Source organism: Fictibacillus sp. 23RED33 (assembly GCF_015903925.1).
GTDB lineage: Bacteria > Bacillota > Bacilli > Bacillales > Fictibacillaceae > Fictibacillus > Fictibacillus phosphorivorans.
This window is the reverse complement of the sequence record NZ_JACZDX010000002.1, coordinates 178,132-189,845: the sequence shown is the minus strand read 5'-3', so window position 1 is coordinate 189,845 and position 11,714 is coordinate 178,132. Positions and strand designations below refer to the sequence as shown.

At 43.1% G+C, this 11,714-nt stretch carries 8 protein-coding genes; 2 read left to right on the top strand and 6 right to left on the bottom strand.

From position 1 onward, the window contains the following. Positions 1-2: 2 nt before the first annotated feature. The 5 genes from IHV09_RS09295 to IHV09_RS09275 form a co-directional block, all read right to left on the bottom strand. Positions 3-881: a carbohydrate ABC transporter permease gene (locus IHV09_RS09295; RefSeq protein WP_197264294.1), complete on the bottom strand. Its 879-nt coding sequence runs from the start codon at positions 879-881 to the stop codon at positions 3-5. Positions 882-900: 19 nt separating this feature from the next. Continuing rightward, positions 901-1,797: a carbohydrate ABC transporter permease gene (locus IHV09_RS09290; RefSeq protein ID WP_231618237.1), complete on the bottom strand. Its 897-nt coding sequence runs from the start codon at positions 1,795-1,797 to the stop codon at positions 901-903. Further along, the gene (locus tag IHV09_RS09285; protein WP_197264293.1) at positions 1,778-4,738 is read right to left on the bottom strand and encodes an extracellular solute-binding protein; all 2,961 of its coding nucleotides are present in this window, start codon (positions 4,736-4,738) and stop codon (positions 1,778-1,780) included. The genes IHV09_RS09290 and IHV09_RS09285 overlap by 20 nt, the downstream gene beginning before the upstream one ends. A gap of 31 nt (positions 4,739-4,769) precedes the next feature. After that, entirely contained in the window at positions 4,770-6,134 is a 1,365-nt protein-coding gene (locus IHV09_RS09280; protein WP_197264292.1) for an ABC transporter substrate-binding protein, read from the bottom strand. Between the two features lie 251 nt (positions 6,135-6,385). Next, positions 6,386-8,776, bottom strand: a complete 2,391-nt coding sequence (locus IHV09_RS09275) for a beta-galactosidase (RefSeq protein ID WP_197264291.1) — start codon at positions 8,774-8,776, stop codon at positions 6,386-6,388. Positions 8,777-9,268: 492 nt separating this feature from the next. On the opposite strand from IHV09_RS09275, the gene IHV09_RS09270 reads away from it, so the two are divergent. Together IHV09_RS09270 and IHV09_RS09265 are read left to right on the top strand one after the other, a co-directional pair. Further along, on the top strand, positions 9,269-9,646 hold the full coding sequence (locus IHV09_RS09270) for a hypothetical protein (protein WP_197264290.1): 378 nt from the start codon (positions 9,269-9,271) through the stop codon (positions 9,644-9,646). A gap of 81 nt (positions 9,647-9,727) precedes the next feature. Further along, entirely contained in the window at positions 9,728-10,792 is a 1,065-nt protein-coding gene (locus tag IHV09_RS09265; RefSeq protein ID WP_197264289.1) for a hypothetical protein, read from the top strand. A gap of 30 nt (positions 10,793-10,822) precedes the next feature. On the opposite strand, the gene IHV09_RS09260 is transcribed toward IHV09_RS09265, so the two are convergent. Beyond that, on the bottom strand, positions 10,823-11,710 hold the full coding sequence (locus IHV09_RS09260; RefSeq protein ID WP_231618236.1) for an ROK family protein: 888 nt from the start codon (positions 11,708-11,710) through the stop codon (positions 10,823-10,825). Between the last annotated feature and the right edge of the window lie 4 nt (positions 11,711-11,714).

Below are 11,714 nucleotides of genomic sequence, written 5' to 3'. Positions count from 1 at the left end.
TCTTACTTGATTCCTGAGTGGGCCATCGTGTTCATCACCTGGCTCTGCAGAATTATAAAAATGATTAGATTTGGTACGAACATGATCAAGGATGCGGCTGCTGCAAGTCCTTGTCCTGCTACGTTGTTTCCTTCAACGGTTGAAGTTAACGTCGACATATAGAACGAGAACGTCTTCAGTCCTTCATCGTTCACATAAAGAGACGAACTCTCAATGCTGTTCCAAACGAGCTGGAACGATAGAATCGCGATGGTCGCGATGGCAGGTTTGACGAGCGGTATGATGATCCGAACGAAGATTTGAAAATCAGATGCTCCGTCAAGTCTTGCTGCTTCAAGCAGTTCATCCGGTATCTGATCGATGAACTGTTTGACGAGAAACAGACCGATCGGCATCGCAAGTAACGGAAGGATATGAACCATGAACGTATTGATCAAACCAAGTTCATCGATCAATAGGTACCGGGGAATCATAACCGCCGCTGGTACGAACATGAGCGCAAGCGTGTTGATCTCAAAGATCGCTTTTTTCATTCTAAAATTTTTCTTTGATAGCGCGTAGCCTGCCATCGTGCTGATGATTACCGTCAGAACAACCACGATCAGCGTAACGACAACAGAATTGAACAGAAAGCGCGACATCGGAACGCCAGTATCGTTCGTCTTTGTAAAAAGGTCTACAAAGTTCTGAAATGTCGGGTTATCTACAAAAAAGCGCGGTGGATACGCGAACAGTTCGTCGATCGGTTTGAACGCATGAAAGAATATATAGACGATCGGCAAAGCCATAAAGACAGCCAGTGGTATTAAAAATGCAAGAAATTTCAGCTGACTTTTATGAAACTTTGACGGGTTCATTCTTGTCCCTTGAAAGGCTGACATGTTGATCACTCCTTTTTCGCTAGTCTTTCTCTCCAAACAGCCTCCAGGCTACTTTCGAGAACAGATATACAACGATGAGCAGCACGACCGAGATCGCTGCTGCGTAACCCATCTCATAACGGATAAATCCATAATCTTCTAAGTGGTTGACCATTAGCTGACCCGCATATTGCGGTGTCGGATTGGCACCCGATAGCGCTACCCCAATCGCACCAGCTTGAAATGTTCCAACGACTGCCATGACCGCGCCGAACAGCATCTGCGGCTTCATGGACGGAATCGTAATATAGATGATCTCTTGAAAACGGTTGTTGATGCCATCGATGTATCCGGCTTCATAGATCTCAGTGTTAATGTTCAGAACACCTGATAACATCGCAAGGAATCCTACACCCATAGAGCCCCAAAGCGTTACAAAAATCATGATTTTCATCAAATACTCAGGTGACTGCAGCCATTGGATCGGCTCTAACAGCACACCCATCGTTAGAAGCAAGCTGTTAAGATAACCCGTTTCATCTCCAGAGAAGATGATCGTCCAAACAACGGCCATCGCAACACCTGCTGTCATGGATGGAGAGTAGATGACCAGCGCAAGTACAGTTCGCATGCGCTTTGGCACTTGAGCGAGCGCCCAAGCGAGTATGAACGATAAGATATACCCGCCAGGGCCCACGATCAGTGCGAACGTTAACGTGTTCGGCAGGATCTTCTGCATGAACACTTCATCCTGTGTGATCAGACCGACATAGTTGCTCAACCCGATGAACGATGGCGTCTCGATCGCGTTAAAATACGTGAATGACAAAAGAATTGCCGCTGCAACAGGTATGATGATAAACGTTGTAAAAAAGATGATATACGGAGCAAGGAACATCCACGGTGAATAATCTCGTTTATTTGGTTTCTTTTTCATTCTCATCGCCTGCCCAACTTTTCACTTGTTCTATCGTAGGAATCGGATACGGCTTGACCATCTTGCCGTCTTTCACATATCCGAACTCTTCCATCTTTCGCTTGATCTCCCGGTCGATCGCAACAACGGAATCGTCAACTGCCGATCTCGGGTTCACACCGTCAAACACGATGCGGTTCCAGATGTTCGAAAGCTCACGCTCAATCATGTACGAACCTGGATTCTTCGGTACTTCGTATAGGTACTCCCATTGCTTTAAAATCGTTTTCTTATGCTGTTCTGGCCACGGAAGGTTCTTAAACGCCTCTAGATTCGACGTGTTCCACATGTATTCTGGTCCGTACAACATCTGAAGATTGGTCGCGAACTCGGTCTGCGTATCTTCTGACAGCCACCATTTTAAAAGTTCCCACGAATCTTCCTTGCTCTTCGTTCCTTTGAAGATCATCGCAGACTGGCCTGAACCAGTAGCCCAGCGTTCCACTGTTCCGTCTTCTTTTTTCACACCCGGATGCGGTGCAATATCCCACCATCCAGCGATCTCTGGAGCGGCTGCCGTAAGTTGCGTATATGTCGTAAAGTTAGCCGTCCCGATCGGTAGTGTTGAATATCGGAAATGGTTATAAAAGTTTGGCACTTGTAACGGCATGCTGTAGATCGTGTTCAGCTCTGCCATGAACTGAATGCCTTTTAACGATTCTTCTGTTCCAATCGCGGTCTTCATGCCATCTTTTCCGTACAGATCTCCGTCAAACTGATACACGAACGGAGCGGTTGCTTGGAACGGCTTAAACCCTGTTGCACCAGCGATGTGCGTATAATAGTTCATTCCAAAACGCTGAAGCTCTGGTAAGATACTCTTCACGTCATCCCACGTATCTGGAACCGGAAGACCGAGTGCTTGCAGAATATCTTTTCGGTAAAACTGCACAAAGAAATCTTGCGTCTCTGGCATCGCATAGACCGAATCACCGATCATAAGCGGAAGAAAAGCTCCTGGCGAGAACTGCTTGCTGAACTTTTCGAAGTCATCGAACTGATGCAGATCAACGGCTGCACCACGAATGGATAACTCGTATGGCAGCCACGAAGAGATACCAAGCGCAATGTCTGGCTGTTTGTTCGACGCACTCGCGAGAATCAGCTTCTGCTCTTCTGGCATGATCGAGAATTTTACTTTAATTCCTGTTTCTGGCGTAAAGTTTTGATCAGATAGGTTTTGTAGGAGTTCCACGTATTGACGCGGTCGGTTCACCCAAACCTCTAACGTATCTTCTTCTGCTTCACTCGCCGAGTAGTTCTCTGAGAAGAACGATAAGAAGAAGCGTTGAATCGAGTCGATCAGCTTTTCCCAAAAACCGGCTTCTGCATCCGGCACTTCTTTTTCGTCACCATGCACGTAGAAACGGTCGACCGTTAACGGCTGTTCTGGCAAAGTCACGAGCATGTTTCCGAGCAACTGTGCCGCTGAAGACGATCCTTCTGACAGCTCAGTAAGTCGGCTTGGAATCTCATTTGGCTTTTTGCTAAGTGCCCTTAGCTTCTGAACGGCCATCTCAAGCGAGACCATATCTTTTGAATCTTCTTTTGTATTATCAAGAGTTCTGAGGTACTTCAGTTCTTGCTCTAGCTCATCTGCCCAGCCAGCCAGTTTTTTATCGATGCCTGGAATGTACTCGCTGATCTTCCAGCCACGCGATGTATCTGTCTGATTTCCTGTAAGCTTTCGAATTTCAAGCGTCAGCTCTTCCATCTCGCGCATCACTTTGTTTGTCGTATGAAGAACGGGCTCAACAGGTGCTGCGTCCGCTTCTAGACCGATCTGATGCTTACCTTTTGATAAATAAAACAGATAATCTTTTCCTTCTTTATTTTCTAACGTGACATTATCCCAGTTTTTATTGAAGGGAAACGTAACGGGTGAAGTCTCTTGAAACGGAACTTTTCCGTCGATCAACAGTTTTCGGAAAACCGGACCGCCCGTCTCTTTGTTCTGCAACACTTTAAATGTTAGCTTGTAAAAGCCCTCTTTCTTCACGTTGACGTTCCAATTCACCGTCTGTCCGGAGTCTTTCCACGATTCAGAACCTAGTGTGTTTAATAGAAGGTTCTTTGGAGAGCTCGGTACCGCTGATGAATCATCTGCTGCAAAAGGACGTATGTACGAGCTGTTCTTTTCATAGTCCTTCTCGGCTTCACGTGTGATCAACGTGTCCGCCACTTTTGCATCTTCATGTTTCTTTGTGTATTCTTTATAGCTTGGTAGTTTGCTAGGTGATTTGACGTACGCTTTACCTAGCAGCATCTCGCCTGATAGGTTTGTAAGCTGGATCGTATTTTTTCCTTTTTTCAGTTCGTATCGAAGTGGCTCAGACTGAAGCTGACTTGCATCTTCTGCTGTTAACGTGTTCCAACGCTCGATCCGCTTTTGCTTCGGAATCATGTCGTTGTCGAACCGATCTTTCTCAAAGGTGTTTTTCTCGTTTTTCCAGTCGGCCGGAAACACGATTCTGCGGCTTTCATAAAAAGGATAGTTACCGTTTACCTGAATGGCGCCCTCTATTGGAACAACCTCGTTGCTCAGTGGATAATAATCAAACGCTAGCTCATATAGTCCCGCTTCCTTCACATTCACTTCATAAGAAACGGAGTCTCGGTTATGCCAATAGAAAACACGATCGTTGTAGCCCTTACTCTCTGATTCTGACAAAAGGTTCTTCTTGTCTTTGATCTTAAAATCAGAAGGAGAGACAGACGCTTCAAATTCTGAAGCGTCCCCTGTCCCTTTCTTCTCCCAACTGTTAAGGACGGTATGATAGTTTTCCTCCACGACTTGTTCGGCAGGCTTATTATCCTGACTGTTGCCTTCAGCAGATGCATAGGGTTGTGGAATAATGAGACACAGCGCTAAACCTAACCAAAGAAATCTTTTAAACTTCATACTATCAACCTCCCCTTAAACTTCAGGCTCTCTATTTATCTTTTAAAGCCTCACTTGCTTCTTTGCTCTTTTGGTCTGCTAATTGATCAAGCTGTTTTGCGTAGTCTTCGATCTTCAGATTTCCTTTGATCACGTTATCTAAAATAACAGCCACTTTCGCGTTCGCTTCTTCTCCAACCTTCACGCCTGTTGGTGCTTCCCAACGTGCATCTACATAGCCAGGTACAGTTTTAACCGGCTCAACAACTGCGTTGTCTAAGTTGTCATAAGCTGTTTTGATTCCAGGCACTTCATTGATCGCAAAGTACTCGTCTAAAATTTCAGGATCTGCGTTAACTGGTAGTGTGTTCAGTGCTTTTCCTTCTTTTTCAGCGATTTCCATACGCTTCATGAAACCTTCTTTACCGAATGACATCCACTTAGAGAAAAGGAATGCTTCTTCAGCGTGCTTACTCGTTTTAGAGATTCCTACAAAGTCGTTCGTTACACCCGTTCTTCCACCAGGAAGACCGATGAAATCAAAGTCAAACGTTCCTTTTTCAACTAGTGCAGGAACTCCCCAAGTGCCGTCCCATTTCACAGCAACTTGTCCGTTCATCCATACTTCTTCTGGGTTTTCCCCTTTAAAGTTAGCTTTCAAGTCATCTGGAAGTGACTCGTACGCGTAGTTGTTCGTTGTGATTTCTTTTGCAAGATTCGCTCCTGCGATGAATTCTTTTGAGTCAAGAGAGTATTGACCGTCTTGAACCGTATACCAACCCATGTCTGGGTTAGCTGCTGCCGGATACCAGTCTGTTACGGAGAACGCGTGGTTCGTTCCAGCTACACCTTTGTTGATGTTCGTTACTTCTTTAATGGATTTCGTGTACTCTTCTAGTGAAAAACCAAACTCAGGGTAATCGAGGTTCGCTTCGTTAAAAAGATCTTTGTTTACTAAGTAACCTAAGAAATGCTGTGCGAATGGAACCGCATACACTTTATCGTTGTATGTTGCTGATTCACGAACCGCTTCAGGAATGTTTGCAAAATCTTTATCTTTTTCCGTCATTTTCGTGATGTCCATCAACCAATCGTTAGATAGTGATGATGGAATCTGTGGTAGAGCAAAAACGTCTGGCATCTTGCCTGCACTTGCTGCTGCAGCGAGTGTTCCGTTCCAGTCTGTCGGGTTGATCGACTCGTCGATCTTAACCTTGATGTTAGGATGCTTTTTCTCAAACGCTTTGATCATAAGGCGCTCAAGGTTTTGTTCTTTTTCCGTACCAAGTGACCAGCTTGCATACGAGATCGTTACGTTTTCTTTCTTGTCGTCAGAGCTCGCTTTGTCATCTGAGCTACAAGCTGCTACTGAAAATAGCAGTGCGATGATCATGAATAGTGATAATACTTTCTTCATTACCTATCAACTCCTAATTTGATTTTTGTGGCTATTGCTATGTTGCTTTTGAAAGCTGTTGATTTCCGTTTCAGGTGCTCGCTTTCCGGGGGGCGTGCGGTGAGCCACCTCGGCACCTTGTGCCCTTAGGTGTCTCACCTGTCCCGCTGATCCCCCAGGAGTCTCGCACCCTGCACTTCAATCAACTTATTCGGAGATGATAAAAGTCCAAATACTTCAGGTGCAACAGTTAGAAATAGCCTTGTTGGTACTTATGGTTGAATAGCGTTTGCGAACGCTGGTTGAAACCGGATGGATGTTGTGTCTTCTGTTGTTGAAATTAGCACTTTGTATGTGTGCTCTTGGACTTCCTCGATTGAAACCTCTTTAGTGTCTACAGGTTTCCAGGAGGAGGAACGGAAGACGAATTCTTCTTCTTTTTGAATCATTTTTATTGTGAGTGAGATCTCGTCTTGGTGCTGTACCGTTTCATAGATTTCACCCGTTCCGTATTCGATGAACAGGTCTTCATGTAACGGTACATTGACTGGTAGCATGAGGCCGCTTCGCATCGGAATCGAAATTTCTTTTCCACCGAAAAGAGTTGTTCCGGCGTACGTGATCGTCGTTGATTTCTTAAATTCATCAAAGTTTTGAAGAAAGAAGAAGTCTCCTTTTTCTGGTGAAGATCGAACGGTAATATCAAGCTCTTCTTCAAGTGTGAAACGACTCTGTATTCCCGCTCGTTTGGCAAGCTCGACGATGATGTCGTTTTGATAATGAAAACCGTGATCCATACCGATTCCAAACATATAGAGCTGACCTTTGCCAAGCTGCTTTTCAAACGCGATCACTTCGTCCGGCTTGTCCTCGATATGCGCGAACGCGCCATCAGTCGTTTCATAGATCTCAGCTCGGTCAATCAACACGTTATCCGCCTGATCGATCTGACCAAACACGCGGTGCTTTGTTTCTTTTACCGATACGTTGATGTAATCTTTTAAGTTCGTACACGGTATATTTTTCAGTGTTTTTGTCGGAATCGTTGGGAACAGAATCAGCTTTCCGCCATTCTCTAGATACGTAACGAGTTTTTGCTGAATGTTTTCATCCATCCACTCTGTGGTAAACATCCATAGAGAAGGAACTTTATTTGGATCAATCTCATCATCATCCTGCACGTTGATCGCATCATAGATGATGTTGTTCACGCGAAGTGCCTTTGCGATGCCGTTCGCCATAAAAGTTTCACGATCACGCTGAATCTGGTCGACCATGTGTTTCGTATGTTCATCATGAAACTCCGTCATGTAATAATCCGGATAAAAACCGAGATGCGTATCAACGACTGGTTTCGTTTGTAAAAGTGAGCTTTCAAATGTTTGAAGCATCTTTCCGATATGCTGAATCACAGGATAGTGCGGATTCTTCTTGCCCGACTTAGTGAGCGGTGCCTGCCAATCGTGACGTCTGCCGAACAAGCCAATGTTTTCATAGTTCTCGCCCGCACCAAACATGTAATAGTTCACACCGTTCATTCCGTCCGCGATACATAAGCGCGTTGTCAGATCAAACGTTGTTGGTTGAAGCTTTGGCTTATCGTGGATGCTTCCACCTTGAAACTCTGCTGAGAAAAGCGGCTGCTCTTTCCATTGGATCGCTTTTGTAAAGGCGTTTGCTAAAACGATGTCCACATAGCTGTCATACTCGATGTTACCGATGTAATAATCACCAGCCATGAGTGTGTTCTCAATTTTCGCGGTCTCAAGCAGCTGCGAAATGCCGATCGGGTACATCGTTCCGCGCTTTAAGATATCGATTCCATGAAAACCATGAATGTTCACGACGAACGGAACATCGATACCTTTTTCCTCTGCTGACTGTTTCAGATGCTCGATGAAACGCTTATAGTGCTGTCGTAAAAATAAGCCGAATTCATTTCGTAATGCATGAGCGTAGATCGCTTCAGGCTTTTTCGTCATGTTTTCCGCGAACGACTGAATCTCGCTAAACGGAATGCGGAATGTTTCTTGAAACGATTGTTCTGTATAGTTTGTTCTCAGATGTTGTTGAAACTCTTGCAGTGTTGAAGTGTTGAAATCGGGTTGGTTCGTCACCCAGTGAAACATCCCTACTTCGTTATCAAGCTGAAAAAGGATAACTGGACCACCGTTTGTTACTAAAAACGGCTTAATAACAGCACATACCTTTTCATACCAAAGCTCTGTTTTTTCTAAAAACGTTGGGTGACTGTAACTCACGACTCGAGTCGGATGAATCTCGCCAACGTTCGTTTTCGCTACGGCTTCCGGGTAGTTATCGATGAACCATGTTGGCACACCATGATCCACGATTTCTGCCATGACGTATGGACCCGGACGAACTAAGCAGTACATCCCCTCTTCTTTCACGAGCTGCAGAAATGTATGTAGATCACGTTCTGGGCGAGAGGTTCCGGTAAGATCCGTAACACCTTCCTCATACTCGTGGAAAATCCACGGTACGTACGTGCTGATCATGTTCGCGCCTGCTTCTTTTACCTGCTGTATGCGCTCGCGCCAGTCTTGCTTCGGAATTCGGAAGTAGTGAAGTTCTCCTCCGAACAAGAAGACCTCCTGACCGTCTACGATCACCTTTTCATCTTGTATTGCTATGTTCTTCATAAATCACCTCTTCATCCGGAGAAAACCGGGGTACTGGAGTAAAAATGGATAAAATCATATCATTGATGCGTGTGGGTATAGCTATTCGAAACGTTTCGATATCGTGCAAAAAAATAAGGTTTACGGTAAATCTAAACGTTTGAATTGTTGTTCAATACCAGAAATCCTCATTTTACCAATAGAAACGTTTCACTTTTAAATATTATAAAACAAGTTGTAAACGGTTACAATATAATTTTCTAAAAATTGTGACGTGGTATAAGTGAAGTTCGTTGGTTAATTGGCATTATTGCGTTTAGTAGAAGGAGGAGTTGCTGAGGTTATAAGGTATCTATCAATCTAGAAATTGTGGACATGGGTAAAGTCTTGATTACAGGATCAGAGAAGTTGCGTTAAACAATCATGTCTAGGAGTCTCGTAATTATAATATAGTTTGAATCTGTTGTGCTATTCTAGTAATATCTTATTCCATAATTAAGGAAAGGAATCATTATGCCTGCCAATTTAATCAGTATCATTCTAAGCATTCTATTTATTTCGTTATTTTCACTTATTTTTGTAGGTATTGACGTCCCCTTTCCAACAACAATCATCATGTTATTATTATTGACTAACGCCATCTTTGCCTTTTTTTCTATCCTAGTTCAACGTGCCATCATCGAACTTTATGAACATCATACATCCAAGAATAAGCATGGGGTTCTCTCATTACTCAACAAATACACAACATTTGCTTTTTTCGGTCTGAACCATGGTGTTCAATCAACCTTAACTCGATTGCCTCTATGGATAAACAAATTATTAGCTCTTCTTTTCTTTTTTCTTCTTCTTTTCAACTGGTTGATTATATTGATTATTTTTAATGGATAGCTAAGAAAAACGAAACGGCAATCTTGTTTACTTTGGTCAAACAGAGTTTAAATTATCAGGTTATTACAAGGAGAATTGCCCATGAACGATTCAGAAAAAGTGATACTAACCTCTAAAGAACTAGCAGTTGCTTTAGTATCATGTCAATATGAAAACTTTGCCCGTCATATCATTCTTAAAGATGATTTAGTAAGTAAGAACAAAGAGGATATTACTCTTTTTACAGAAGAAGCGGAGCAATCATTACGAGAAAAAGGGTTATGGAATGCTCGGAGAAAAACAAAGCTTGCTCAAGATCTTGAGGATCTCATCCAAGCTCTAGGAACATCTACAAAAAATGTTCATTTCACCCAAAATGAACAAGAGCTATATATCCATCAAATAAACCGTAATCACTATCTGAAGCAACATATTGTAAATAAAAAGCACACTTTTACATACCTTGATCATACAAAAAGTCTTTCAAAAGAAATGATGAGTTTCTATGACCTGGACTCATCCGCATATTTTAACGATGAGCAGCTTCAAACTATTCAAGTTTCAGACAAAGTGTACGATGCGTTACATAAACTGAAGAATGAAGAAGTAGAAAACATACTAAATAACGAAACCGAAAATGACTCGTTAAGAGAATTTATCAGTTCGTTCAACAAAAATAATAAGGTTTTTAACCAAATTAGCTTTAATACCTGCAATCACAAAACGGGAGAGAACCAAAAAGATCAAGTCGCTTTTTTTCTCCCTGGAAATCAAATGATATGGCATGTAGATTACGAGCAGATACATGATAAAAAAGTATACTTTGTTCCTGTTTCTATCCCGGAGTACTTTAAGAAGATTGAAGATACAATCGAAGAATTTTTCCTTTCAGAAGTTGTGACACGACCTGTTTCCAATAACAAACGAAAAAAACAAAATGGTAAACCTTCAAAAAAGGTAGAAACCTTTTCTTTTAAGCGCGGCTTTTCATTTCTTTGGAAAGCAAACTTAGTATTGCTGGGCATGGTAGGGTTTCTTTTACTAAACCAAGAATCCTGGGCTGACGATGCTCAAAAATATCTCATCCTGTTCTTTACGATATCGGAAGCGATGATTATCTTATTGACGTTAGCCAGCTGCTTACCTCAAAAGAGTAAACAAGGATAGAAAAAGACAAAGCTGACTCTTTTCCCAGAGTCAGCTTGTCTTTTTAATAGCATATGCTTGCCTAGCCAAAGCTAAAGCCCCACACAAACCTGCGTTGTCACCTAAACCAGGCGGTACAATATACTTATCAATTCGATTCAGTATATTTTCGTGTTGAATGTAGCCGTTTAATAGTTGGACCACCCCGTTTCGTACGAGCGGAAATAGGTGTTCTTGTTTCATTACGCCACCGCCGATCACAATACGTTTTGGAGAGAGCACCAAAATGTAGTTTACAAGAGCTTGTGCGAGATAATAAGCTTCTAGCTCCCAAACACGAAGATCTGACGCAAGCTCTACACCCTTCTTGCCCCAGCGCGCTTCGATTGCGGGACCTGACGCCATCCCTTCTAGACAATCACCATGAAACGGACAGCTTCCTGCAAAATGGTCTTCAACATGTCGTCTAACGAGAATGTGACCCATCTCCGGGTGAAGCATCCCATGCACCAGCTTCCCTTCCGAAACAGCTCCTACACCAATTCCAGTTCCAACCGTCATATACAGACAGCTATCTAGACCTTTGGCGGCACCCCAGAGAGATTCACCTAGAGCGGCAGCATTCACATCCGTATCAAATCCGATCGGAACCTGGAAGTGCTTCTTCAGTTCACCGACTAAATCATACTGATTCCAATGTTTTTTTGGCGTACTTGTGATGTATCCATAAGTTACACTTGAAACATCAAGATCAACCGGCCCGAATGAACCAACTCCTAGAGCATTCACCTTTTTTTCCTTAAAGTAATCAACAACGTGTCTCATCGTTTCTTCAGGGGTTGTTGTAGGGATAGAGATTCTTTCAATAACTTCTCCGTCCTCATTTCCGATTCCACACACAAACTTAGTGCCGCCCGCTTCAATTGCGCCTAATATCATAAAA